Annotated in this window: 28 protein-coding genes; 3 read left to right on the plus strand and 25 right to left on the minus strand. The window is 45.9% G+C overall.

From position 1 onward, the window contains the following. Positions 1-132: 132 nt before the first annotated feature. Positions 133-648 (plus strand): bifunctional 3-hydroxydecanoyl-ACP dehydratase/trans-2-decenoyl-ACP isomerase, encoded by a 516-nt coding sequence (gene fabA, locus OA79_RS15920; protein WP_013797797.1) that lies wholly within the window; start codon positions 133-135, stop codon positions 646-648. Between the two features lie 27 nt (positions 649-675). Beyond that, entirely contained in the window at positions 676-1,890 is a 1,215-nt protein-coding gene (gene fabB / locus OA79_RS15925; protein WP_063334229.1) for a beta-ketoacyl-ACP synthase I, read from the plus strand. A 72-nt stretch (positions 1,891-1,962) separates the two neighbouring features. Here fabB and OA79_RS15930 read toward each other — a convergent pair whose 3' ends face one another. The 10 genes from OA79_RS15930 to OA79_RS15975 all read right to left on the minus strand — a co-directional run bounded on the left by OA79_RS15930 (position 1,963) and on the right by OA79_RS15975 (position 12,649). After that, positions 1,963-2,721: a lysophospholipid acyltransferase family protein gene (locus tag OA79_RS15930; RefSeq protein WP_063334230.1), complete on the minus strand. Its 759-nt coding sequence runs from the start codon at positions 2,719-2,721 to the stop codon at positions 1,963-1,965. 19 nt (positions 2,722-2,740) lie between these two features. Beyond that, positions 2,741-3,847: a 1-acyl-sn-glycerol-3-phosphate acyltransferase gene (locus tag OA79_RS15935; RefSeq protein WP_063334231.1), complete on the minus strand. Its 1,107-nt coding sequence runs from the start codon at positions 3,845-3,847 to the stop codon at positions 2,741-2,743. A 44-nt stretch (positions 3,848-3,891) separates the two neighbouring features. Next, positions 3,892-6,813: an insulinase family protein gene (locus OA79_RS15940; RefSeq protein ID WP_063334232.1), complete on the minus strand. Its 2,922-nt coding sequence runs from the start codon at positions 6,811-6,813 to the stop codon at positions 3,892-3,894. Positions 6,814-6,967: 154 nt separating this feature from the next. Further along, complete coding sequence (smrA, locus tag OA79_RS15945) at positions 6,968-7,543, minus strand: DNA endonuclease SmrA (protein WP_063334233.1); 576 nt, start codon at positions 7,541-7,543, stop codon at positions 6,968-6,970. Between the two features lie 406 nt (positions 7,544-7,949). Further along, entirely contained in the window at positions 7,950-8,258 is a 309-nt protein-coding gene (locus OA79_RS15950) for a helix-turn-helix domain-containing protein (RefSeq protein WP_331709332.1), read from the minus strand. Next, complete coding sequence (locus tag OA79_RS15955; protein WP_063334235.1) at positions 8,248-8,622, minus strand: type II toxin-antitoxin system RelE/ParE family toxin; 375 nt, start codon at positions 8,620-8,622, stop codon at positions 8,248-8,250. Before OA79_RS15955 ends, OA79_RS15950 begins: the two co-directional genes overlap by 11 nt. 271 nt (positions 8,623-8,893) lie before the next feature. After that, the gene (locus tag OA79_RS15960) at positions 8,894-9,406 is read right to left on the minus strand and encodes a DUF6622 family protein (RefSeq protein WP_063334236.1); all 513 of its coding nucleotides are present in this window, start codon (positions 9,404-9,406) and stop codon (positions 8,894-8,896) included. A 26-nt stretch (positions 9,407-9,432) separates the two neighbouring features. After that, positions 9,433-10,293: an AraC family transcriptional regulator gene (locus OA79_RS15965; protein ID WP_197465407.1), complete on the minus strand. Its 861-nt coding sequence runs from the start codon at positions 10,291-10,293 to the stop codon at positions 9,433-9,435. A gap of 244 nt (positions 10,294-10,537) precedes the next feature. Further along, positions 10,538-11,260, minus strand: a complete 723-nt coding sequence (ssb, locus tag OA79_RS15970; protein WP_063334238.1) for a single-stranded DNA-binding protein — start codon at positions 11,258-11,260, stop codon at positions 10,538-10,540. A 30-nt stretch (positions 11,261-11,290) separates the two neighbouring features. Continuing rightward, entirely contained in the window at positions 11,291-12,649 is a 1,359-nt protein-coding gene (locus OA79_RS15975; protein WP_063334239.1) for an MFS transporter, read from the minus strand. Positions 12,650-12,805: 156 nt separating this feature from the next. Here OA79_RS15975 and uvrA point away from each other — a divergent pair, with 156 nt between their 5' ends. Next, a complete protein-coding gene (uvrA, locus tag OA79_RS15980; RefSeq protein ID WP_063334240.1) occupies positions 12,806-15,625 on the plus strand; it encodes an excinuclease ABC subunit UvrA in 2,820 nt (939 codons plus the stop codon). A gap of 182 nt (positions 15,626-15,807) precedes the next feature. On the opposite strand, the gene rplQ is transcribed toward uvrA, so the two are convergent. The 15 genes from rplQ to rplE form a co-directional block, all read right to left on the minus strand. Beyond that, positions 15,808-16,185, minus strand: a complete 378-nt coding sequence (gene rplQ / locus OA79_RS15985; protein WP_063334241.1) for a 50S ribosomal protein L17 — start codon at positions 16,183-16,185, stop codon at positions 15,808-15,810. A gap of 42 nt (positions 16,186-16,227) precedes the next feature. Continuing rightward, complete coding sequence (locus tag OA79_RS15990) at positions 16,228-17,232, minus strand: DNA-directed RNA polymerase subunit alpha (RefSeq protein ID WP_063334242.1); 1,005 nt, start codon at positions 17,230-17,232, stop codon at positions 16,228-16,230. Positions 17,233-17,265: 33 nt separating this feature from the next. Continuing rightward, the gene (gene rpsD, locus OA79_RS15995; protein WP_063334243.1) at positions 17,266-17,886 is read right to left on the minus strand and encodes a 30S ribosomal protein S4; all 621 of its coding nucleotides are present in this window, start codon (positions 17,884-17,886) and stop codon (positions 17,266-17,268) included. A gap of 16 nt (positions 17,887-17,902) precedes the next feature. Next, complete coding sequence (rpsK, locus tag OA79_RS16000; RefSeq protein ID WP_009836290.1) at positions 17,903-18,295, minus strand: 30S ribosomal protein S11; 393 nt, start codon at positions 18,293-18,295, stop codon at positions 17,903-17,905. Between the two features lie 65 nt (positions 18,296-18,360). Further along, positions 18,361-18,717 (minus strand): 30S ribosomal protein S13, encoded by a 357-nt coding sequence (gene rpsM, locus OA79_RS16005; protein ID WP_013797821.1) that lies wholly within the window; start codon positions 18,715-18,717, stop codon positions 18,361-18,363. A gap of 121 nt (positions 18,718-18,838) precedes the next feature. Beyond that, positions 18,839-18,952: a 50S ribosomal protein L36 gene (gene rpmJ / locus OA79_RS16010; RefSeq protein WP_012071915.1), complete on the minus strand. Its 114-nt coding sequence runs from the start codon at positions 18,950-18,952 to the stop codon at positions 18,839-18,841. Positions 18,953-18,971: 19 nt separating this feature from the next. Continuing rightward, on the minus strand, positions 18,972-20,303 hold the full coding sequence (gene secY / locus OA79_RS16015) for a preprotein translocase subunit SecY (protein ID WP_013797822.1): 1,332 nt from the start codon (positions 20,301-20,303) through the stop codon (positions 18,972-18,974). Next, positions 20,304-20,738, minus strand: coding sequence for a 50S ribosomal protein L15 (gene rplO, locus OA79_RS16020; protein WP_063334244.1), 435 nt, complete (start codon positions 20,736-20,738; stop codon positions 20,304-20,306). 1 nt (position 20,739) lies between these two features. Then, positions 20,740-20,925: a 50S ribosomal protein L30 gene (gene rpmD, locus OA79_RS16025; protein ID WP_013797824.1), complete on the minus strand. Its 186-nt coding sequence runs from the start codon at positions 20,923-20,925 to the stop codon at positions 20,740-20,742. Between the two features lie 6 nt (positions 20,926-20,931). Next, positions 20,932-21,432, minus strand: a complete 501-nt coding sequence (gene rpsE / locus OA79_RS16030; protein ID WP_013797825.1) for a 30S ribosomal protein S5 — start codon at positions 21,430-21,432, stop codon at positions 20,932-20,934. A 10-nt stretch (positions 21,433-21,442) separates the two neighbouring features. Next, entirely contained in the window at positions 21,443-21,793 is a 351-nt protein-coding gene (gene rplR, locus OA79_RS16035) for a 50S ribosomal protein L18 (RefSeq protein ID WP_063334245.1), read from the minus strand. Positions 21,794-21,803: 10 nt separating this feature from the next. Beyond that, positions 21,804-22,337: a 50S ribosomal protein L6 gene (gene rplF, locus OA79_RS16040; protein WP_063334246.1), complete on the minus strand. Its 534-nt coding sequence runs from the start codon at positions 22,335-22,337 to the stop codon at positions 21,804-21,806. Between the two features lie 8 nt (positions 22,338-22,345). Continuing rightward, positions 22,346-22,738 carry a 30S ribosomal protein S8 gene (gene rpsH / locus OA79_RS16045; RefSeq protein WP_013797828.1) on the minus strand — a complete coding sequence of 131 codons (393 nt, stop codon included), beginning with the start codon at positions 22,736-22,738 and terminating at the stop codon, positions 22,346-22,348. Between the two features lie 130 nt (positions 22,739-22,868). After that, positions 22,869-23,174 (minus strand): 30S ribosomal protein S14, encoded by a 306-nt coding sequence (gene rpsN, locus OA79_RS16050; protein WP_013797829.1) that lies wholly within the window; start codon positions 23,172-23,174, stop codon positions 22,869-22,871. A gap of 12 nt (positions 23,175-23,186) precedes the next feature. Beyond that, positions 23,187-23,726 (minus strand): 50S ribosomal protein L5, encoded by a 540-nt coding sequence (rplE, locus tag OA79_RS16055; protein ID WP_013797830.1) that lies wholly within the window; start codon positions 23,724-23,726, stop codon positions 23,187-23,189. Between the last annotated feature and the right edge of the window lie 5 nt (positions 23,727-23,731).

The raw sequence follows: 23,731 nt of genomic DNA on the forward strand, positions 1-23,731 counted from the left end.
TTTTTTTTCCTCACAAACATTCATATTGCGGCCTCAAACCGATATAATCAGCTAGATTTTATACTGCAAACTGGACCACATAACCCACCGAGCTATTTCTAGTCTGCGGCTGGATGTGGATATAGGACTATAATGACTACAGCTTCATCTTTTGAAAAAGACGAACTATTAAAATGCGGCCACGGTGAAATGTTTGGTGCAGGTAATGCCCAACTTCCTGTTGGTAACATGCTAATGATGGATCGCATCACTCACATCTCTACTGAGGGCGGTGAACATGGCAAAGGCGAAATCATTGCCGAGCTAGATATCCACCCAGACCTTTGGTTTTTCGAATGTCACTTTCCTGGCGATCCGGTTATGCCTGGCTGCCTAGGCTTAGATGCCATGTGGCAACTTGTTGGCTTTTTCCTTGGCTGGAAAGGCAACAAAGGTCGTGGACGCGCACTTGGCTCAGGTGAAGTAAAATTCACTGGGCAAATTCTACCGACTGCGAAGAAAGTGACTTTCCACATCAACTTAAAACGCGTTATTGAACGCAAGTTGGTCATGGGTATCGCAGACGGAAGCGTAAAAGTAGATGGCCGTGAAATATACACAGCAAAAGATTTGCGTGTTGGTCTATTTACTTCAACAGAAGATTTCTAAAAGATTCAGAATGAAAGAGGCACATTTATGCGTCGTGTAGTAGTAACAGGTCTAGGCATTGTCAGCTGCCTTGGCAATGACAAAGACAGCGTTTTAAACTCGTTGCGCGAGGGCCAGTCTGGTATTCGCTTCGCTGAAGATTACAAAGAGCACGGTTTCCGTAGCCATGTTTGTGGTCGTATCGATCTTGATGCAAACAGCATTGATCGTAAAGTTCGTCGCTTCATGGGCGACGCGGCAACTTACGCTTACGTTTCCATGCAACAAGCCATCACAGATGCTGGCTTAACAGAAGACCAAGTGTCTAACATCCGTACTGGTCTAGTGGCGGGTTCAGGTGGTGCATCGGCACAAAACCTAGTAGACGCTGCAGACACACTACGCGAAAAAGGCGTAAAGCGTGTTGGTCCTTACCGTGTTACACAAACGATGGGTAGTACTGTATCCGCTTGTTTGGCAACGCCATTCAAAATTAAAGGCGTTAACTACTCCATCACATCGGCTTGTTCTACCAGTGCGCACTGTATCGGTAACGCCATGGAATTAATCCAACTAGGCAAACAAGACATCGTTTTTGCTGGTGGTGGTGAAGAAGAAAGCTGGACACAAACTTGTATGTTTGATGCGATGGGCGCCTTGTCTTCTAAGTACAACGAAACACCAGAAAAAGCGTCTCGTGCTTACGATGCAAACCGTGATGGTTTTGTTATCGCAGGCGGTGGCGGCATGCTGGTTATCGAAGAACTGGAACACGCGAAAGCTCGTGGTGCAAAAATCTACGCAGAACTCGTCGGTTACGGTGCAACGTCTGATGGTTACGACATGGTCGCGCCATCTGGTGAAGGTGCGGTACGTTGTATGCAAATGGCGATGAGTACCGTAGAAGAGAAAATCGACTATATCAACACTCACGGCACAAGTACACCTGCTGGTGATATGAAAGAACTGCAAGCCGTCAACGAAACATTCGGCGACGAGATTCCACTAATCAGTTCTACTAAGTCATTATCTGGTCACTCACTCGGTGCGGCTGGCGTACACGAGGCGATTTATTGCCTGCTTATGATGGAAAACGACTTCATCACAGCGTCAGCAAACATAGAAGAGTTAGATGAAGCGGCAGGCAACATTCCTGTTGTGACAACTCGCAAAGACAATGCGAATCTAAACACTATTATGTCAAACAGCTTTGGTTTCGGCGGCACCAACGCCAGCTTGGTATTCAAAAAATACCAAGGCTAATCAGCCAAACGCTCAATAAAAAAGCCGCTAATGCGGCTTTTTTATTGTCTACACAACACCTTAACGATCAAATCAATCGTTAAACATGTACTTGTTTCCTTTCGGTAGTTTTGCCATTTCGGCGCGCATCCAAGCATCCATTTCCTCATGTAACGCTGAGGTTTTCTTACCTTCAGACTCAATCACAGGTCCAACCACCACTCGGATAGTACCTGGAAATTTACGCCATTTCTTACCAGGCCAAGTATAGCCAGCATTATGCACAACGGGCAAAATCGGTGCTTTGGCCGAGGTCGCCAACATGGCCGCCCCTTTATTGAAAGCTTGCTCTTTGTTTGGCGCAATGCGCGTACCTTCAGGGAAAATCAAAACAGAACGACCATCTTCAATTCGCTCTTTTCCCTGACTGATGATTTGCTTTAACGCATTGGTTCGTTGTGAACGATCAATGGCGATCGGCTGCACCATGCGCAACCCCCAGCCAAAGAAAGGCACAGACAAAAGTTCTTTTTTTAGCACCGTTGACACAGGTGCCATCAACACCTGTAACAAGTAAGTTTCCCATTCACTTTGGTGGTTTGCCACCAGCACAAACGCGCGCTGTCGATCAATGTTTTCCAAACCAACAAACTCAATTTTTACACCACAAAACACCCGAAAGACGAATAACAAACCTTTGTTATGAAGGTTCAGTACCGGCTGACGAAGTCCTTTCGGTAACAATACGGTTGCCAAAGGCGCTAGAGCACCAAACAACGCGGTCGACAACATGTAGTAAACAAAGAATATGGCTGATCCAATCCACGATCGAAGTGACTCCCAAAGACTCATTAAAACCTTACTCCTCGTTTTATTTTGCTAAATATTTTTGCTGTTGTTTCAACGGGTTGGCATACATAGCCAGCACAGTATCACGCAAGTCTTGCGGACACTCTTCTAGATAACGTGAAAACGCGGCATCCGGCGACGCTTGCCCAAGCTGCATGGCTAACGCAGCTTCATTGGTAGACTGAATAGCGTAGTTCGTGATGATCTGACGATCCACTTCCGCAACAAACTCTTCCGGTGTTTCAAAACCCTCTTTGATCACATCACCAAAGGTCACGACCACTTTGCCTTTTTGTCCAACAATGCCATTTTTAATACTATCAATGTCTTCAAATTCGGCTTTTTCGTAGCTGCCAGTCGAAGACTTTTGATGCAATTCATTGGCTTTATCAAAGGCACAAGGATCGTACTCATAAGAGATGGAAACCGGCACAACTTTTAAGTTTGCCATTGCTTCAGCAAACGACTTTTTCTCTTTTTTCTGACTCATGAAGAACATTTTAATAATGGCCGGATCCGTTTGATCCAAACCGTCTTTTGCACGGCCTTCTTTTTGCGCAATCCAAATATTGCACTGATCTTTGGTCAAGGATTCGGTGATGTAAGCCGACAACTGACCAAACGCCGCCATCATTTCGCGAATGCCGTTGGCGGAACGCTTAACAATGAAACTCTTATTCAGACGCATCAAATCGGACACAAAAGGACGACGTAATAAGTTATCACCAATAGCAATACGAACCGTATCTAATCCCGCCAAATACAGACCATAATTGACAAATGCAGGGTCCATGGCAATGTCTCTGTGGTTCGACAGAAACAAATACCCTACCCCTTTTTGCAATTTTTCAATGCCACGGTATTCCACGTTAGTGGTCGTGGTTTTGATCATGCGCTCCATATATTCGGCTACGCGCATTTGGAATTCATGTACATTGGAGATCTTGGCAACCTGACGCTTTAGCGCCAGCTTTACCACGATTGCCAAGGGGCCGTGCATCCATTTCGGCCACTTCGCAAAACGAAAACCAATAATAGTGTTAATAAAGTCTGGTGTGGTGACCAGATTTTGCAGCACCTCGGCGACTTCATCGTCGTTGTAGGGGCGTATATCGTGAAACTGATCCATTTATTTTTCCGTTAGTAAAAACTAAGCTGTTTTTCGTATTATATTTACAGAGATTGAATATCAAAACCAAGGGCTTCCAACTCATCACGCTTAGTGACAGAGGTAACCACGGCAATGTTTTCATTCTCTTTCGTTAGGTATGCCTTCGCGACCTGTTGCAATTGCTCAATCGTCACAGACAAGATTTTCGCTCGAAACGCTTCTCGATAAGCAAGGCTACGACCATGTAACTGGACATAGAAATCGCTTTGCGCTTCACCAGCAGGTGAACTTGGCTTATCCATAGAACCAATCACACCTAAAATGGCTTCTTCTAATGCTTCATCACTGTGAGTGTCATTCAATAACCACTCAATAGACGCATCAAAGTCAGCCAATGTTTCTGTCAATCTTGGATCACGGTAGGAGTAGAAACGGAATGACCCCGTGCCACCGTCAAAGGTTGCACCACCACCATAGGCACCACCTTGCTCTCGAATCGCACGATGTAAAAATCCGTTTCTCAAGAAACCACCCAATACCGTCAATGCCGCCACATCAGGATGATCTCCAAACGCTGTACGGTAAGCTTTACTGCAAAAGCTGACTTGCGTTGAAGTCAACCAAGCCAATTTCAATTGACCTTGCTGGGCAGGTAAAGTGAAGTGCGTATCCATGTCTCCCGCTGGCAAATCCGCGAACACCTCATTTACTTGCGCCATGATGCTCACTTCATGTTGTGCTTCGGCCACCAACAACATCTGTTTCTTGGCTTGCAACAACTTGCTGTGTATACGCTTAAAGACAGCCAGAACTTGTTGTACGGCTGAATTGTTTTCTTTCATCGCATCGTCTAAAGCGATGGCGGAACGAATGCCCGACATACCGCCCCATGCTTCTTGCTGTGCGGCTAAGCCAGAAATGGCGCTGGCCGCTGCCGCCATCGCCAAAGAATGACCTTGTCCAGTCACTGACTGCTCACGACGTGCGCGGCGTTGCGCGACTAACTCTTTGACGCGACTCTCTTCGTCAAAACGCACATGCAACATGGTGTCACGCAACAATTCGCTCATGGCTCTGACATTCGGAACCAAGGCTTTAGAAGAAAGAATGAAGTAACCTGTTACCGTTTGACGGTCATTAATGGTCGCTCTAATTGAATTCGATGCACCCAAACCACCACACACTTGAGCCTGCTTTTCTTGTATCGCAAGGTAGTCTTGATCGCCTACCCCAAGCTCCGTCATTACTGAGGAGAACAACGGCAAATAGCTCGTCTCTTCCTCGTCTAGCTCTGGTAACTCAACCACCAATTGTTGATACACCAGACCATTTGTTCCTTGAGGGTAAAAGGTAATAGGCAAACGACCTGCAACCTGCTCTCGATCGTATTCAGGTAAACGTGCTGGCACATCTTCTAAGCCGACTTTCGGCAAGATGCTCATATCATCCACTTGCGCTTGGCGCGCTTTAAGCGCCTCACTGCGAGCGATAATTTGCTGCGCTTCGGCTTCAGACAAAGACGCTTTAATATGACTTAAACGGTCTTTCTCAGCTTGGTTACGGCGGGCCTCTAACGCATCGTCTGGACTTAACGTCAAGGTGACACGGTGGGCGTTTGACAACAATAATGCCTTAATCAAATTCGGAATATAATCCGGTGCTTGTACGCGCTCACGCATGGCCTCAATCACCGGATCCAAATCCAACTGAGCAATCACATCACCAGAATGCACAGCCGTCGACAATCCTGCGAGGATCAATTGCAAACCATAAGGGTAACTGCCACCACCAATTTCACGTTGGCTTAATTCCAACTGGTGCAACATGGCGTCAACCATATCCTGTTGTACGCCTTTTTCCGCAATCTCTTCCAAACTGGAAAGGATTAATGCTTCGACCTTACTGGAGTCTTCTCGCTTCACCCCTTCAAGACCACACATAAAGCTCATTTCTTTATTGCTGTCTTCCAGTCCACACAGAGGCGACGGCGCGCGTCCAAGGTCAGAATTTTCCAATACTCGACGCAATGGCGAAGCACTGTTATCCAACAACACACTGGACAATAATTGCGCTTCAAACTGCTGAGTTAAATCGGTACTCTCCCCCAACAACCAACCGACAACCACGTGACTACCGTCTTCTTTCACTTCATCCGCGGCATAGCCTTCTTCCACGCGAACAGGCGAGAAATAACGTTTCGCATTCGGCACACTGACTTGGGTATCAAGGCGTTCAAAACGGCTCAATACTTTCTTCTCGAATTCGGCTTGCAAGGTCTCAGCCGGAATATCACCAAACGTCATGAAAACCGCATTAGAAGGGTGATAATGAGTACGATAGAAAGCCAACAAATCATCGTAAGAAAGATCCGGAATGTCCGTCGGTTCACCGCCAGAATTGAAATGATAAGTGTTACTTGGGAACAGATACTTGGTCAGAGTTTGCCACAACACAGAGGTGGTTGAACTCATCGCCCCTTTCATTTCATTAAACACGACCCCTTTAAACGTCAGGTCTGATTCGGCGTTATCAGGTTCAGCAAATTCTAAACGGTGGCCTTCTTGAGAGAAGTCCAACTCATCCAGACGAGAAAAGAACACGGCGTCCAAATACACGTCCAATAAGTTATGGAAATCTTTCTTGTTCTTACTGGCAAAGGGGTACGCGGTCCAATCAGAGGACGTGAAGGCGTTCATGAAGGTATTCAATGAACGACGAATCATCATAAAGAAAGGATCACGCACAGGAAAACGCTCAGAACCACATAAGACGGTGTGTTCCAAAATATGCGCCACACCACAAGAATCCGTTGGTACGGTTTTGAGCCCCACTAAGAAAACGTTTTCATCATTTTCCGATGCGATGTGAAAATGCTTTGCGCCGGTGACGGTATGCTCGAACTCCTGAACACTGGCGTTCAGAGCGTCAATAAACTCACTGCGAATAAATTTAAACGCAGGATGGTGCGCGATGCGATCTGTCATTCTCTACCTCGATAGAATTAGAATACGATGACTCAATAAAATGGTTCTTATGACCAGCTTAACCACCAGCCCATTAAAGTGGCGAAATTATAGCAAAATCCCCACATTTACTGCACCAAATAACACGCAAGCATTCTGTAGAGAATGCCAACACTTAACGTTTTTGATGCCGTTCCCAGTTTTCTAGACGGGCTTTTTCACTCTTTTTGAACAGCACATAAACCGCGCCTAAACCACCGTGGTAACGTTGAGCACTGTGGAAAGCCATCACCTCATCAATGTCACGTAACCACTTATTGATGTAACTCTTTAATGTGGCTTGATTTTCTGGTGTTCGATCACCTTTACCATGCACTATGATGCCCACTCGAATATCGTGGTTCATACAATCTTGAGTAAACTGAAACACCTCTCGACGTGCTTCTTCCACGGTGCGACGGTGTAAATCCAAGCGAGATTCCACGCCGTATTTACCCTGACGTAAACGCTTAAAAACCCCATCTTGCACACCAGAACGCTTAAATTCCAGCATGTCATTCGGATCAACACGCTCAACATAATCTTTCGACAAGTAATTTCTGTCTTCTTGCTTGGCTTCTAGCGCCGCATTTTGACGAGCAACAAAATCCGCTTCACCCTGCTTTTTCCCCAAGTACACTTCGGTTTTTTTCAGCGGGCGAATGCCTTTCACTTCCTCGGCAAATAAAGAGAACTCTTCATCCTCGGTCATAACGACTCACCTCAAAACTCACCATAATGCCTTATCAGACAGCCGAATAAACAAAAGGCTCCCATAGGAGCCAACACATTCCATTTATCCCTGCTTTCACCTCAGTGAAAGTCACTGTTTCACTTGCCCTTATCGACAAGTTACAAGACACACTTTCATATGGGAATCATTATAACAGGATATACATTCGACAACTAATTTTGATACTCACGACAAACACCCATTCATTCGCACTAAAAAGGTAGATTGGCTAATCCTTGATTCTCAAGCAGAAGCCAATTTGGCAGCAAAAAATCATTAGCGACGCTTCAAACTAGCACTATAAAAAACAAAAAAGCCTTCGTAGCAATGATACGAAGGCTTTTTAATGATTACTCTGTTCTGTCAGCTGAATGGTACAGGCACACTATACCAGCACATCCAGACCTTTATCGGCTACCAAGTTCAGCAGTTTTAAGGAAGGACCATTCGGCTTCTTAACGCCTTGCTCCCACTTTTGCACGGTGGACTTGCTCGTATTCAAGTAAGCAGCAAAGACGCCCTGACTCGCTCGATTTTTAATACGGATACTTTTGATTTGCTCGGCGGTGAACGCTTTTACTGGAGGCAAACACATGGCGTCAAATTCACGCAAAGTCGTCTCTTTCATCACGCCAGCATCGTACAACTGCTGAGCGGTATCTTGCACCATGTCTAAGATTGATTTATCCATCATTTTTTACCTCGATCAATACACCGTGTTCAATGGCGATAATGAGCTCAATATCACTGTACTCAAGCAACTCTTTAGCTAACCTTCTGAGCGCTCTCAATTCATCAGCATCAATATTTGCTCGACTGTTTTTAGCAAAGCCATACATGAAAAATGCTCTTTGACCCAATGTGTACGCTAACAGTGTTCTGGCACCAGCGCTTTTTCCTCGACCACCGAGTGCCACGCGTTTTTTGAATACATGACCACCTAAATCCGCGTCCACTAAGCCTTTTTCAATTTCATCAACGGCTGTTCTCAAAGCACTATCAGCCAAACCTTCCTTAATCGCCCAGCGATGGAATGCCTTATTTTTAAATATCCGCATGATTCGTCCTTGATCTAATCGGATTAGAAAAAAAGTATAGCACTAAGAGCTACACCTTCGTCAGTTTTTTTTTCGGTCACTTTGAGTGAGATATGCGCTTTCAGTTAGGAGGGAGTTTGGCATCATTCGCTCTAGTCGAGTCATTGAATTCATTATGCCTCTGTTACTGCTATCGTTACGCCCGTCTAGCAATTGCATTTCACTGGCGATGATCTCTGTGGTATCACGCTTAATCCCGCCTTTTCCCACTCACGGGTGCGCAATGGTCTTTCTATTTAGACTTTAGAGCCTTTTCCGCTTGCTGACTCAATTGCAATAAAGTCAGAGAGCGAGCAATAAAATAGCCGCTAAAGACACCATATAAAAAAGACAAACTGGCGATCATTACTGGCTGTTTCAACATGGGATTATGCATCGCCGTCATGACACCAACCGTATATTTGATGGTGAAAATCCCCATGATGATTAACAAGGGAGCACAACTGCCAGCAATATGAAATGTTTTGCTTGTCGTATCAAAGCTTGCGCTTTGAAAAGGAAAAATCAGCCAACACAGCAGCAGGGTGCAGACCAAGCCTGCCGCCCAAAGCAATACAGGTTCACTACCGCTAGAAAAGCTCGATATCGTACCGTGCAAGGATAACAGCACCATGACAAAAGGAACCAATAACACGCGCTTTTTAGAGACGTTTCGATCATATCTTTGCTTCCAGCCCAAGTAAATTAAGCCGGCAAATACAGCCCAAACCCAAACGGGTGTGCTTGTCAAAATAGACAAAAACATACTCTTCTACTCCTTCCTCGCAAAGATCAAACAATGGGTAAGTACACGTCAGTAATCAATTCATGTTCGGCCACTTCTGGGAAGTGGTTGTGGTGCTGTAAAAAGCAAGGAGCGTCTCGTAGCTCTTCACCACTATCTGGTAGCCATTCTCCATATAAGAAGTACAGGCAACGACTGATGTTGTTATAGGGGCCAAAATGACGAACCACGGCGTAGCGGCCACCAGCCAAAGTGCCATTAATCACACCATAATCGTTATCAGCCACCTCACTCTTAACTTCTGTCGCAATATCACAACGAAAATCCTCAGGCATCACCTCCGTAGGATCTTCATAGATAATGTTGAACCTTCTGCTTTTCGTGATTGGCAATAGCCCCGTTGCTTTTCGCCACTCTCGGAATATTGAGACGGTTTCCATAATCCGGTCAGGGGAAGCTCGGTGTTTTAATAATGCTATTTTTGTCGTCTCAAAATGAACGACATCAACCTTCATGTGGCTCTCCAGTCGATTATCAAACTTATGAAAATTCAGGCCCAGTTTCTGTAAATCGGGCTGACGACGAAACTCACTAGGGGGTTGTAAAAAGGCTTTCTTGAAGGCTCTGGAGAAGGACTCTGGGAATTCAAATTTTGCATCTATAGCAATATCGGTAATACGTTTTTCAGGCTGGAACACTAACTCGTAGGCAGCACGCTTTAAGCGCAGTTGCTGAATAAATTTGAATACATTTTGCCCCATGTAAAGGGAAAACTGGCGGTGAAAATGATACTTAGAAAAGTGAGCGATTTGGCTAAGATCCTCAACCCTGAGATCATCATCAAGGTGCGCATATATATAGTCGCATACCACCTGCATTCGCTTTTTATAGTACTGTTTAGCGCCCACGTTTTAGTGCCCTTTCATGCTTAGTATTCGATGAAGTTTCAGTATGACATTGATAACCATAAAAGCCTGACCAATATTGCTGAGACCTCAAGCACAAGGCGAGTCTATGAACGCAATTTAACCGACCAGAGTGACATTTAAACCTTTCCGTTACATCAGCATGCTTCAAAGTCCCCTACCAAAAAACAAAAAGCCCCGCATGTGCGAGGCTTTCTGGTCTATCTGACTGAACAACAAATTTTCCCTAGAACGGAATGTCGTCGTCAAAGTCGTCAAAATTTGGCGCTTGTTGTGGCTTCTGTTGCTGCGGCGCTTTTTGTTGTGGCGCTTGCTGCTGAGGAGCCTGTTGCTGTGGCGCATTGCCCCAGCTACCAAAAGATTGTGGTTGAGCCTGTGGCGCTTGCTGTTGTGGTGCCGCTGGTTGCTGAGGCTGCTGACCGTAACCACCTTGAGCAGGCTGCTGGTTAAAGCCTCCTTGCTGTTGTGGTGCGGATGGTGCCGCTTGCTGTGGTGCTTGGTTGAAACCACCTTGTGGGGCTTGCTGCTGAGGTTGCTGACCGTAGCCACCACCTTGACCTTGCATGCTGTCGTAGCCACCTGCAGAAGGGGCTGCACCATCGTTACGGCCGTCTAGCAATTGCATTTCACTGGCGATGATTTCTGTGGTGTAACGCTTAATACCGTCTTTTTCCCACTCACGAGTACGCAATGAACCTTCGACATAGACTTTTGAGCCTTTTTTGATGAAGTCACCGGCGATTTGACCTAGACGGTAGTTACCACGGTCCATGAAAGACACTCGGTGCCATTCCGTACGCTCTTGCATCTGGCCAGTTTGCTTGTCACGCCAGCTTTCGGTTGTCGCCAAGCTCACGTTTGCCACAGCGCCACCAGACGGCATGAAACGCACTTCGGCATCGTTGCCTGCGTTACCTACTAAAATTACTTTGTTTACTCCACGTGCCATGACGTTCTCCAACTGAAATAAGTTCTTTCTTTATACATTAGCTTGTGGCGCAAGTTGCACCAGGGCTGCTTTGTCTAGTTGCTTTTTATCCACTTTAAGATAAGCGGTTTGTTCATCTTCGAATATTTGCATGCCTTCCACTCCTTGGACGTTTGCAAGTTGTTCGGCCAGCTCAGTGACTTCTGCACTGGTCATATTAGGTAAGCTGAAAGCCAAGCTGGTCAATTGGCGTGGCGCGGGTTGCACCATACAAACCAAAGACCAAGCCAGAAAAATCACGCCCACGACAAAAAACACACCTTCATTTGCATGGTGCTGTAGTAGCCATCCACCGCCCACACCGCCAATAAAGGAACCGATAAATTGGTGGGTGGAAAATACGCCCATGGCCGTGCCGCGATAACCGACTGGGGCAAGTTTGCTGACGAGTGAGGGTAATACCGCTTCCATGGCATTAAAACCAATGAAGTAGCCCCACAGTAACACAGCAAACAACCAAAACAAGGAGGTTCCTTGTAGACCAATGGAACAGATTCCAAGCAAAATAAAGACGCCAATCAGCACTTCCTTCATCTTGCCTTTCGCTTCCGCGATAATCACCAATGGTAACATACCCACAAAGGCAAAACCCATGATTGCTAAGTAAAACCAGCTATGTTGTGACAAGGCCAGATCAAACTCATTGATCAAGCGCCCTGGCACCACCACAAAGATGGCAGTTAAGCTGGCATGAACAAATAACACGCTAATATTCAGAAAGCGCAGGCGAGCGTTTTTCATCACGGAGCCGAGTGCGGTGAGGCTTGGTGTCGTATCTCGTCGAAAGGTATGTTGCACGCTATTCGGCACCGCAAACAAAATAAGTGCAATGCCGACAAAGGACAAGGCCAACGAGAGATAGAACAAGCCAGACAAGCCAACCAGTGCAAATAACCAAGGTCCGAAGACCAGCGATAACATAAACGAGGCACCAATACTGATGCCCACACTGGCCATGGCTTTGGTACGATTTTGCTCTCGCGTGACGTCACTTAATAACGCCATTAAAGTACTAGCAATGGCGCCTGCTCCTTGCACGGCTCGCCCAATGATCAGTGTGTTAATGTCGTCGGCATTGGCACAAATGAGACTGCCCAACGCAAACAACAATAAACCAATGACAATCACACGTTTGCGGCCAATTTTATCGGACCACATGCCCATGGGAATCTGCAGACAGGCTTGCGTTAATCCGTAAATCCCGATCGCGGTTCCAATTAACGCCGCATCGGCTCCCGTTAGGCCATCTGCTGCCACACTTATCACAGGCATGATGAGGAACAAACCCAACATGCGGAACAAATAAATCAGTGCTAGGGCAATAACTGAACGTCGTTCGAGTAGATCCATAAGGAGGTCACAACCACTTAACGTTGGGGGTTAAGAAAAAAAGATGCTAATTTTACCGAATTTACCGTTGAAGCTCCATTTCAACTACTGTAAAAATAGACAGTTATTTTATTAAATGCAGATTTACTTCTGTCGATCCGTTTTTATTGGAGACCCATGGATACTATTACCATACGCGGGGCCCGCACCCACAACCTGAAAAATGTGGATTTAGATATTCCAAGAGACAAGCTTGTGGTCATTACGGGGCTATCAGGCTCTGGTAAATCCTCTCTCGCTTTTGACACCTTATATGCTGAAGGACAACGTCGTTACGTTGAGTCTTTATCAACCTACGCGAGACAGTTTTTGTCCATGATGGAAAAACCAGACATTGATCACATTGAAGGTTTGTCACCCGCCATTTCAATTGAACAAAAGTCCACGTCTCATAACCCAAGATCAACGGTCGGCACGATCACCGAAATCTACGATTATTTACGTTTACTGTTTGCCCGTGCTGGTCAACCTCGTTGTCCTGATCATGGCGAACCTTTGGAAGCCCAAACCATTTCACAAATGGTAGATAAAGTCATTTCCTTACCTGAAGACACCAAGATGATGTTGCTAGCGCCCATCGTCAAAGATCGTAAAGGTGAGCACTTACATACTATAAGTGACCTATTATCAAAAGGCTTTATTCGCGCTCGTATTGACGGCATTGTGGTCGACCTAGACGATGCGCCAGCGCTGGAAAAAAACAAAAAACACACCATTGAAGTGGTCATCGACCGCTTTAAAGTGCGTGCCGATTTACAGCTGCGTTTAGCGGAGTCTTTCGAAACCTGTTTGGAATTGTCGGATGGCATTGCCAAAGCCATTAATATGGACGAGCCGGATGAGGAATACATTTTTTCCAGTAAATTTGCCTGCCCTGTGTGTGGTTACAGCTTAACGGAACTGGAACCTCGCCTGTTCTCATTCAACAACCCAAACGGTGCTTGTCAGACATGCGATGGCTTAGGTACGCATCAGATGTTTGATCCTGAGCGAATCATTCAGGATGACACCCTAACCTTGGCAGAAGGTGCCATTCGCGGCTGGGGACGACGCAGTATTTTCTACTATCAGCAGCTGACGGCACTGGCAAATCACTACGGCTTTGATATCGAAGCACGTTACAAAGACATTCCTGACCATTTTAAAAAGCGCATTTTAAATGGTTCAGGTAGCGATAAAATTAGCTTCGTTTACATTAACGAGCGCGGCGATAAGATGACGCGTTCACATGCATTTGAAGGCGTTATCCCAAACCTACAGCGCCGCTATCATGAAACCGAATCCGACAGTGTGCGTGATGACTTGTCTCAATACATCAGTGTACAACCTTGTCCTGATTGTCACGGTTCACGCTTGAACCGATCAGCACGCAATGTCTTTATTCAAGAACAAACCTTACCTGAAATCGTCACCTACTCTATCTCTGACTGCTTGAATTATTTTGAGAACTTGCAGTTAACTGGCGCGAAAGGCGAAATCGCATCAAAAATCCTAAAAGAGATCCGTGATCGTCTGACCTTCTTAGTAAATGTGGGTTTAGAATACCTCACCCTAGATCGTAAAGCGGACTCCTTATCCGGTGGTGAAGCACAGCGAATTCGACTTGCTAGCCAGATTGGCGCGGGCTTGGTCGGCGTTATGTACATTCTAGATGAGCCTTCTATTGGTCTGCATCAGCGCGATAATGAACGTCTGATCGCAACCCTAACGCGTTTAAGAGATTTGGGTAATACCGTCATTGTGGTAGAACACGATGAAGACGCGATACGCATTGCTGATCATGTTGTGGACATTGGCCCCGGCGCCGGTGTGCACGGTGGACAAGTGATTGCCAGCGGTACACCACAAGACATTATGGATTGTGAGTCGTCCATTACCGGCAAATTCCTAACCGGTGAGCGCAAGATTGAAGTGCCCGCGGTGCGTCATCCAGCGCAAGACGGCAAACACCTCAAGCTAATCGGCGCCACGGGTAATAATCTGAATAATGTGGATTTGAGCATTCCCCTTGGCGTCATGACCTGTGTCACTGGGGTGTCTGGGTCAGGTAAATCCACTTTAATCAATGGCACACTTTATCCATTGGCGGCGACGGCATTAAACGGTGCAACGACCTTAAAGCCAGCGTCACACAGTAAAGTGGAAGGCATGGACGAGTTCGATAAATGTGTCGACATTGATCAGAGCCCAATTGGTCGTACACCGCGCTCTAACCCTGCGACCTACACCGGCATTTTCACACCAATGCGGGAGCTGTTCTCGGCCACTCAAGAAGCACGTTCACGTGGCTATAAGCCAGGTCGTTTCAGTTTTAACGTCAAAGGTGGCCGCTGTGAAGCCTGTCAGGGTGATGGGGTGATCAAGGTGGAAATGCATTTCTTACCTGATGTGTATGTGCCTTGTGATGTCTGTAAAGGTAAGCGTTATAACCGTGAAACTCTAGAGATACATTACAAAGGTAAGAATATTCACCAATGCTTGGAAATGACCATTGAAGACGCGCGTGAGTTCTTTGATCCCGTTCCTTCCATTGCTCGAAAACTACAGACTTTAATTGATGTGGGTTTAGGCTATATTCGCTTGGGTCAGGCTGCCACGACCTTGTCTGGTGGTGAGGCACAACGAGTCAAGCTGGCCAAAGAATTGTCTAAACGTGATACCGGCAAGACCTTATACATTCTGGATGAGCCTACTACTGGACTTCACTTTGCGGACATTGAGCAACTGCTAAAAGTACTGCATCGCTTACGTGACCACGGCAATACCATTGTGGTCATAGAGCATAATCTGGACGTGATCAAAACCGCCGATTGGATCGTTGATCTAGGACCAGAAGGTGGCAGCGGCGGTGGCTACATCATTGCAGAAGGGACACCAGAGGCGGTTGCTAAGAAAGATAACTCTCATACCGCACGTTTCCTAAAAGCCATGCTTTGATAAAGACATAGTTATTGTTAAAAAAGCGCTAAGCAGGTATCTGCTTAGCGCTTTTTTTGTGGACAAGTCAGTTACTTATCCACTGTTTAAAACCATTTGAAGACTGTCACTGAAAGCAACCGTGTTTTGATGGCACAAAAAAACCGGACTCAAGAGTCCGGTTTTTTTATTACATACTGATATTACTCAGCGGCTTCAGTTTCTGGTCGATCGACCAATTCCACGTAAGCCATAGGTGCGTTGTCACCTGTACGGAATCCACATTTCAAAATGCGAATGTAACCGCCAGGACGAGCTTGGTAACGAGGACCAAGTTCTGAGAACAATTTACCTACTGCGTCTTTGCTACGAGTACGAGCAAAGGCTAGGCGACGATTCGCTACGGAATCGATTTTCGCCAATGTGATCAAAGGCTCTGCAACACGGCGCAATTCTTTTGCTTTAGGCAACGTTGTTTTAATAACTTCGTGCTCAAACAAAGAAGCAGCCATATTTTTGAACATCGCTTTACGATGCGAGCTAGTACGGTTTAAGTGACGTCCACTCTTACGATGACGCATTATACATTCCTTACCAAACTACGGTGGTCAGGGAACAATGACCTAGCGAGCTAGAACTTTGCTATCGTCTTTCAAACTAGCTGGTGGCCAGTTTTCTAGACGCATTCCCAAAGACAAACCACGCTGTGCTAAAACATCTTTGATTTCAGTTAACGACTTCTTACCTAGGTTAGGCGTCTTAAGAAGCTCAACCTCAGTACGTTGAATCAAATCACCGATGTAATAAATGTTCTCTGCTTTTAAACAGTTAGCACTGCGAACGGTCAATTCAAGATCATCAACCGGGCGTAGCAAAATTGGATCAATCTCATCCTCTTCTTCTTCAACTGGTGCTTCGCTTTCGCTTTCAAGCGCAACGAATACCGCAATTTGTTGTTGAAGAATAGTCGCTGCACGACGAATTGCTTCTTCAGGATCGATCGTACCGTTGGATTCGATGTCTAGCACCAATTTATCCAAGTCTGTACGTTGCTCTACACGAGCATTATCGACACTGTAAGCCACACGACGAACAGGGCTGAATGAGGCATCCAGTTGCAAGCGACCAATTGGACGAGTCTCATCGTCGCCAGCAACACGAGCATCAGCAGGCTCATAACCACGACCACGAGCGACTTTGATCTGCATATTTAACTCTGCAGTATCGTCTAAGTGCGCAATAACGTGATCCGGGTTAGCGATCTCTGCGTCAGCAACTAACTGGATGTCCCCAGCCGTTACGACACCAGGACCTTTTTTACTTAGAGTAAGAGTTGCTTCATCTTGCCCGTGTAGAGCGATCGCAACTCCTTTCAGGTTAAGAAGAATTTCAATTACATCTTCTTTAACCCCTTCGATTGCGCTGTATTCGTGTAATACACCGTCGATTTCGACTTCAACAATCGCACAACCTGGCATAGAAGATAAAAGAATACGACGCAACGCATTACCCAAAGTATGACCAAAACCACGTTCTAGCGGTTGTAGCGTAACTTTAGCGCGCGTTTTGCCTAATTCCTGAACTTCAATGTTGCGTGGGGTTAACAATTCGCTCACTGAACGCTGCATAGATCCACCTATTTCTTAATCCCAATCACCGACTTACTTAGAGTAAAGTTCGACAATTAGGTTCTCATTAATTTCAGCTGATAAATCGGCACGTTCTGGAGCAGCTTTAAAAGTTGCTTCCAATTTAGTTGCATCAACTTCGATCCAATGGATCGGCGCGCGATTTTTAGATAGCTCTAGTGCGCTTTGTACACGCAATTGCTTCTTAGCTTTTTCACGGATAGACACAACGTCACCAGCTTTCACTTGGTAAGACGCAATGTTAACCGTTGCACCGTTTACTAGAATGCCTTTATGGCCTACTAGTTGACGAGCTTCCGCACGTGTAGAACCAAAACCTGCGCGGTAAACAACGTTATCTAAACGTGATTCCAAAAGTTGCAAAAGGTTTTCGCCAGTTGCGCCTTTTAGACGAGCTGCAGATTTGTAGTAGTTACGGAATTGTTTTTCAAGAACACCGTACATACGACGTACTTTTTGTTTCTCACGTAATTGCAAGCCGTAATCAGAAAGACGTCCGCGACGTGCACCGTGCACACCAGGAACTGTTTCTGCTTTACATTTAGACTCAAGAGCGCGTGAACCGCTCTTCAATTGCAAGTCGGTACCTTCACGACGAGACAACTTACAAGTTGGACCTATATAACGAGCCATATGTCTGTCTCCTCAATTAAACGCGACGTTTCTTAGGTGGACGGCAACCGTTGTGCGGGATTGGCGTCACATCTGTGATGTTATTGATACGCAAGCCCAATGCATTCAATGCACGAACTGCGGACTCACGACCAGGACCAGGGCCCTTGATCATTACGTCTACGTTTTTAAGGCCGAATTCTTGTGCGACAGCACCGGCACGTTCCGCGGCTACTTGAGCTGCGAATGGTGTACTTTTTCGAGAACCGCGAAAACCAGAACCACCGGCAGTCGCCCAAGACAATGCATTGCCTTGACGGTCGGTGATAGTCACGATCGTGTTGTTAAATGACGCGTGTACATGAGCAACACCGTCGACAACCGTCTTTTTGACTTTTTTCTTGGTATTGCGCGTAGCTGGCTTAGCCATATTGCACTTTCCTATTTAATGCTCAGCTCTAGCGATTTTTTCAGCTAGAGCGAAACGCGTTTATATTACTTACGAATAGGCTTACGAGGGCCTTTTCGTGTACGAGCGTTCGTTTTGGTACGTTGACCACGAACTGGTAGGCTGCGGCGATGACGAATCCCGCGATTACAACCTAGGTCCATCAAACGTTTGATAGACATACTGACTTCACGACGTAAGTCACCCTCTACAGTATACTTAGCAACTTCGCCACGAAGTTCATCAAGGATATCATCACTTAATGAACCAATTTTCGCAGTTTCCGCAACACCTGTAGCGGCGCAAATAGCGCGCGAACGTGTGCGACCAATTCCGAAGATGTAAGTCAGAGAAATGACCGCATGTTTATTGTCAGGAATATTGACACCGGCTATACGAGCCATTCACTTTACTCCGTTGTTATTGATGATTAATTCATCACTTTACTTTCATGAGGGCGGCTGATTATGCCTACATTTGTAGGATAAATCAACCACCCATTCCCATCGTCGAGAAATCTCGTTATTAGCCTTGACGCTGCTTGTGACGAGGCTCAACACAAATCACTCGAACTGAACCGTTACGACGAACGATTTTGCAGTTACGACAGATTTTCTTTACAGATGCACGTACTTTCATGTTCAACTCCAACCTACGCTTAACGCATTAGGCCATTTGGACCATAACCAGTCAGATTAGACTTCTTCATTAATGATTCGTATTGCTGACTCATCAAATGACTTTGAACTTGCGACATAAAGTCCATAACAACGACCACTACGATTAACATAGAGGTGCCGCCAAAGTAGAACGGAACGTTCCACGCAACAACAAAGAATTGAGGCATCAGAGACACTAGCGTGATGTATAAAGCACCAAACAGTGTCAATCGAGTCATTACTCCATCAATATATCGAGCAGTATGATCGCCTGGACGAATACCCGGTAAAAACGCACCGGATTTTTTCAGGTTATCTGCCACATCTTTAGGGTTGAACACTAGGGCTGTATAGAAAAAGCAAAAGAAAACAATTGCGATCGCAAACAACAGCACATAGAGCGGTTGCCCAGGAGCCAGTGCCAAAGAAATATTTTGCAACCATTCCATGCCTTCACCTTGACCGAACCATTGGCCGATCGAAGCTGGGAACAACAGAATACTGGAAGCAAAGATTGGCGGGATAACACCAGCCATATTTACTTTGAGAGGCAAATGACTCTTTTGTGCAGCAAACACCTTTTTGCCTTGCTGACGCTTAGCATAGTTAACCGTAATACGACGTTGACCACGTTCGATGAAAACAACGAATGCGATGGTCGCAATGGCTAAAATACCAATTAACAGCAAGGCTAATATATTAATATCGCCTTGACGAGCCGACTCAAATGAGCGACCTAGAGCAGATGGTAGACCAGCAACAATACCGGCAAAGATCAGAATGGAAATACCATTACCAATACCTTTTTCAGTAACCTGCTCACCTAACCACATCAAGAAGACCGTACCAGCAACCAAGGTCACAACAGCAACCGCATAGAACTCCATGCCTGTACTGAATGAGATGCCTTGACTCGCTAAGCCAACCGCCATAGAGGCTGACTGAACTAAGGCAAGTAGCACGGTACCGTAACGGGTGTACTGGGTAATCTTACGACGACCCGCTTCACCTTCTTTCTTTAACTGCTCTAGCTGCGGACTCACGACCGTCAATAACTGCATAATAATTGAGGCAGAAATATAAGGCAGAATCCCAAGCGCGAAAATACTCATACGCTCAAGAGCGCCACCTGAGAATACGTTAAATAAACTCAGTATTGTGCCTTCATTTTGATCAAACAGTGCTGACAATCTATCTGGGTTAATACCCGGAACCGGAATGTGTGCACCAATTCGATATACAATAATTGCCAAGAACACAAAACGGATGCGAGCCCAAAGCTCGCTCAATCCATTTTGCATGCCGGCAGGTAGTGAGCCACGCTTTGCCATTTATTCCTCGACTTTTCCGCCAGCTGCTTCGATAGCGGCACGAGCACCTTTAGTCACCTTAAGACCACGTACGGTAATCGCTTTGTCGATAGAACCAGACAAGATTACACGAGCAGTTTTAATCTGATGACCTAGAATGTCGGCACTTTTCAGAGCAGCCAAATCTACAACTTCAGCATTTACAGCAGCAAGCTCGTTTAAACGAACCTCAGCAACATACTTTGCCTGACGCGAAGTGAAACCAAATTTTGGCAGACGCTTCTGCAAAGGCATTTGACCGCCTTCAAAACCAGGTTTTACTGAGCCACCGGAGCGAGACTTAAGACCTTTATGGCCACGTCCACCCGTTTTGCCCAAGCCGCTACCAATGCCGCGACCTACACGTTTAGGAGCATGCTTGCTACCTTCGCCAGGACGAAGTGTATTTAAGAACATGTTACTCTCCTACCACTTTAACCATGTAATAAACTTTATTAACCATGCCACGTACAGATGGAGTATCTTCCAACTCACGTGTTTGGCCAACTTTACGCAAACCCAAGCCTTTAACTGTTTCACGGTGCTTTGGAAGACGACCGATCGGGCTACGGGTTAGTTGAACTGTGATGGTTTTATTCGCCATGACACATTACCCCAAAATTTGATCGACAGACTTGCCGCGTTTAGCCGCAATTTGCTCAGGCGCTTTCATGTCCTGCAGACCTTTAATCGTAGCGCGAACTACGTTTACTGGGTTTGTAGAACCGTAACATTTCGCCAATACGTTGTGTACACCAGCGATTTCAAGAACCGCACGCATAGCACCACCGGCGATGATACCTGTACCTTGAGAAGCAGGTTGCATGTAGACGTTTGAAGAACCATGCGTTGCTTTCACAGGATACTGAAGAGTATCGCCATTTAATTTTACAGAAATCATGTTGCGGCGAGCCTGCTCCATTGCTTTCTGAATAGCTTGAGGCACTTCGCGCGCTTTACCGCGACCGAAGCCAACCTTGCCATTTCCATCACCAACGACTGTCAAAGCTGTGAATGAGAAGATACGACCACCCTTTACAACTTTAGCAACGCGGTTTACTTGAACTAGCTTCTCTTGGAGGTCGCTAGTTTGTTGATCATTAACTGCCATTTGCTACCCCTTAGAACTCTAGACCGGCTTCACGTGCAGCATCAGCAAGAGCTTGAACGCGGCCATGGTATTTGAAGCCAGAACGATCAAATGCGACCGTAGTGACGCCTGCTTCTTTAGCGCGAGTAGCAATCAAAGTACCAACTTGTGTAGCTGCTTCTTTGTTACCAGTCGCTGTAGCACGTAGAGTTTCTTCCACTGTAGAAGCGCTTGCTAGCACTTTAGATCCACAAGGAGAAATTACTTGAGCATACATATGGCGTGGTGTGCGATGTACAGTAAGACGATTCGCACCTAATTCACGAATATGCAAACGCGCACGACGTGCACGACGAATTCGAGATTGTTTTTTAGTGTTCATGAATGTCTACCTACTTCTTCTTAGCTTCTTTACGACGAATAATTTCGTCAGCATAGCGAACACCTTTACCTTTATAAGGCTCAGGCGGACGGAAACCGCGAACTTCTGCAGCTACCTGACCAACGGCTTGTTTATCAATACCTTTGATCACGATTTCTGTTTGCGAAGCACATTCAGCTGTTACACCTTCAGGTAGTTCATAATCTACTGGGTGAGAAAAACCCAAAGACAGGTTAAGTACTTTACCTTTTAAGGCAGCACGGTAACCGACACCTTGAAGAATCAATCGTTTCTCGAAACCTTGGCTTACACCAACAACCATGTTGTTGACCAAAGCACGAGTTGTACCAGCTAGGGCACGGCTTTGTTTAGCACCATCGCGTGCAGCGAAAGTGATAACGTTATCTTCTTTAGACACTTGTACGCTTGTGTGAACCTTAAACTCTAGAGAACCTTTACCGCCTTTTACAACAACGTTTTGGCCATTTAGAGTCAAATCTACACCACTAGGAAGCGTCACCGGACTATTAGCAACTCGAGACATACTAACTCCTAGAATACTGTGCAGATTACTTCGCCGCCGATACCAGCAGCACGAGCTGCACGATCTGTCATCACACCTTTAGAAGTAGAGATGATCGCAACACCAAGACCAGCTTCTACTTTAGGTAGATTGCTAGTTGCTTTGTATTGACGCAAGCTTGGACGAGAAGCGCGTTTAATTTGTTCGATAACTGGCTTACCTTCGTAGTATTTCAACTCGATTGTAAGCGTTGGCTTAACTGCCTCATCTACTGAGAAGTTACCAACGTAACCTTCTTCGCGTAGAACTGCAGCAATTGATGCTTTCATTTTTGATGAAGGCATGCTCACAGATGTTTTTGAAGCCATCTGTGCATTACGAATACGTGTGAACATATCCGCAAGGGTATCTTGCATACTCATTTAAGAGCTCCTAATTTAAAAAACCATTGTGCAGCAAATAGAGCTCGCGCATAGTACACAGCAGCGAGCAGAATGTCCAGCTTTTAGACACCCCACTCACTGCCATGTATTATGATCGCGCTCTACTTGCTTACCAACTAGCTTTCTTCAAGCCTGGTACGTCGCCACGCATCGCTGCTTCACGCAACTTGATACGAGACAAACCGAAACGACGGTAAACACCGTGTGGACGGCCTGTTACTTGGCAACGATTACGCTGGCGAGAAGAAGATGAATCGCGTGGAAGCGCTTGCAATTTAAGCGTTGCTTCCCACTTTTCATCGTCCGATGCATTAACGTCGCTAATGATCGCCTTTAGAGCAGCACGCTTTTCAGCGTACTTAGCTACTAATTTGGTGCGTTTTGCTTCGCGCTGAACCATTGAAACTTTTGCCATGATTCCTACCTCTTATTTCTTGAAAGGGAAATTAAAGGCGGCTAACAAAGCACGACCTTCTTCGTCGGTACGAGCCGTTGTTGTGATAGTGATATCTAAACCACGTACACGATCAACTTTATCGTAATCGATCTCAGGGAAGATGATCTGCTCTTTAACACCCATGCTGTAGTTACCACGACCGTCGAAAGACTTAGGATTAAGTCCACGGAAGTCACGGATACGTGGGATAGCAACATCAACCAAACGGTCGAAGAAATCCCACATACGCTCACCACGTAGTGTCACTTTACAACCGATCGGGTAACCGTCACGGATTTTAAAGCCTGCTACTGATTTACGCGCCTTAGTCACTACAACTTTTTGGCCGCTAAGTGCTTGAAGATCGTTTACCGCATGCTCAAGAAGTTTCTTGTCTGCGATAGCTTCACCAACACCCATATTTAATGTGATTTTAGTGATTTTCGGCACTTCCATCACGTTCCCGTAACTAAACTCTTCAGTTAGTTTTGCTACGACCTGATCTTTATAAACTTGCTTAAGTCTCGCCATGGCTA

The organism is Marinomonas sp. TW1, assembly GCF_001625355.1.
In the GTDB taxonomy this organism is placed as follows: domain Bacteria; phylum Pseudomonadota; class Gammaproteobacteria; order Pseudomonadales; family Marinomonadaceae; genus Marinomonas.

Coding starts and splice junctions, on each gene's coding strand:
- fabA (WP_013797797.1), top strand. CDS start 133: ATGACTACAGCTTCATCTTTTGAAAAAGACGAACTATTAAAATGCGGC.
- fabB (WP_063334229.1), top strand. CDS start 676: ATGCGTCGTGTAGTAGTAACAGGTCTAGGCATTGTCAGCTGCCTTGGC.
- OA79_RS15930 (WP_063334230.1), bottom strand. CDS start 2,721: ATGAGTCTTTGGGAGTCACTTCGATCGTGGATTGGATCAGCCATATTC.
- OA79_RS15935 (WP_063334231.1), bottom strand. CDS start 3,847: ATGGATCAGTTTCACGATATACGCCCCTACAACGACGATGAAGTCGCC.
- OA79_RS15940 (WP_063334232.1), bottom strand. CDS start 6,813: ATGACAGATCGCATCGCGCACCATCCTGCGTTTAAATTTATTCGCAGT.
- smrA (WP_063334233.1), bottom strand. CDS start 7,543: ATGACCGAGGATGAAGAGTTCTCTTTATTTGCCGAGGAAGTGAAAGGC.
- OA79_RS15950 (WP_331709332.1), bottom strand. CDS start 8,258: ATGATGGATAAATCAATCTTAGACATGGTGCAAGATACCGCTCAGCAG.
- OA79_RS15955 (WP_063334235.1), bottom strand. CDS start 8,622: ATGCGGATATTTAAAAATAAGGCATTCCATCGCTGGGCGATTAAGGAA.
- OA79_RS15960 (WP_063334236.1), bottom strand. CDS start 9,406: ATGTTTTTGTCTATTTTGACAAGCACACCCGTTTGGGTTTGGGCTGTA.
- ssb (WP_063334238.1), bottom strand. CDS start 11,260: ATGGCACGTGGAGTAAACAAAGTAATTTTAGTAGGTAACGCAGGCAAC.
- OA79_RS15975 (WP_063334239.1), bottom strand. CDS start 12,649: ATGGATCTACTCGAACGACGTTCAGTTATTGCCCTAGCACTGATTTAT.
- uvrA (WP_063334240.1), top strand. CDS start 12,806: ATGGATACTATTACCATACGCGGGGCCCGCACCCACAACCTGAAAAAT.
- rplQ (WP_063334241.1), bottom strand. CDS start 16,185: ATGCGTCATCGTAAGAGTGGACGTCACTTAAACCGTACTAGCTCGCAT.
- OA79_RS15990 (WP_063334242.1), bottom strand. CDS start 17,232: ATGCAGCGTTCAGTGAGCGAATTGTTAACCCCACGCAACATTGAAGTT.
- rpsD (WP_063334243.1), bottom strand. CDS start 17,886: ATGGCTCGTTATATAGGTCCAACTTGTAAGTTGTCTCGTCGTGAAGGT.
- rpsK (WP_009836290.1), bottom strand. CDS start 18,295: ATGGCTAAGCCAGCTACGCGCAATACCAAGAAAAAAGTCAAAAAGACG.
- rpsM (WP_013797821.1), bottom strand. CDS start 18,717: ATGGCTCGTATAGCCGGTGTCAATATTCCTGACAATAAACATGCGGTC.
- rpmJ (WP_012071915.1), bottom strand. CDS start 18,952: ATGAAAGTACGTGCATCTGTAAAGAAAATCTGTCGTAACTGCAAAATC.
- secY (WP_013797822.1), bottom strand. CDS start 20,303: ATGGCAAAGCGTGGCTCACTACCTGCCGGCATGCAAAATGGATTGAGC.
- rplO (WP_063334244.1), bottom strand. CDS start 20,738: ATGTTCTTAAATACACTTCGTCCTGGCGAAGGTAGCAAGCATGCTCCT.
- rpmD (WP_013797824.1), bottom strand. CDS start 20,925: ATGGCGAATAAAACCATCACAGTTCAACTAACCCGTAGCCCGATCGGT.
- rpsE (WP_013797825.1), bottom strand. CDS start 21,432: ATGGCAGTTAATGATCAACAAACTAGCGACCTCCAAGAGAAGCTAGTT.
- rplR (WP_063334245.1), bottom strand. CDS start 21,793: ATGAACACTAAAAAACAATCTCGAATTCGTCGTGCACGTCGTGCGCGT.
- rplF (WP_063334246.1), bottom strand. CDS start 22,337: ATGTCTCGAGTTGCTAATAGTCCGGTGACGCTTCCTAGTGGTGTAGAT.
- rpsH (WP_013797828.1), bottom strand. CDS start 22,738: ATGAGTATGCAAGATACCCTTGCGGATATGTTCACACGTATTCGTAAT.
- rpsN (WP_013797829.1), bottom strand. CDS start 23,174: ATGGCAAAAGTTTCAATGGTTCAGCGCGAAGCAAAACGCACCAAATTA.
- rplE (WP_013797830.1), bottom strand. CDS start 23,726: ATGGCGAGACTTAAGCAAGTTTATAAAGATCAGGTCGTAGCAAAACTA.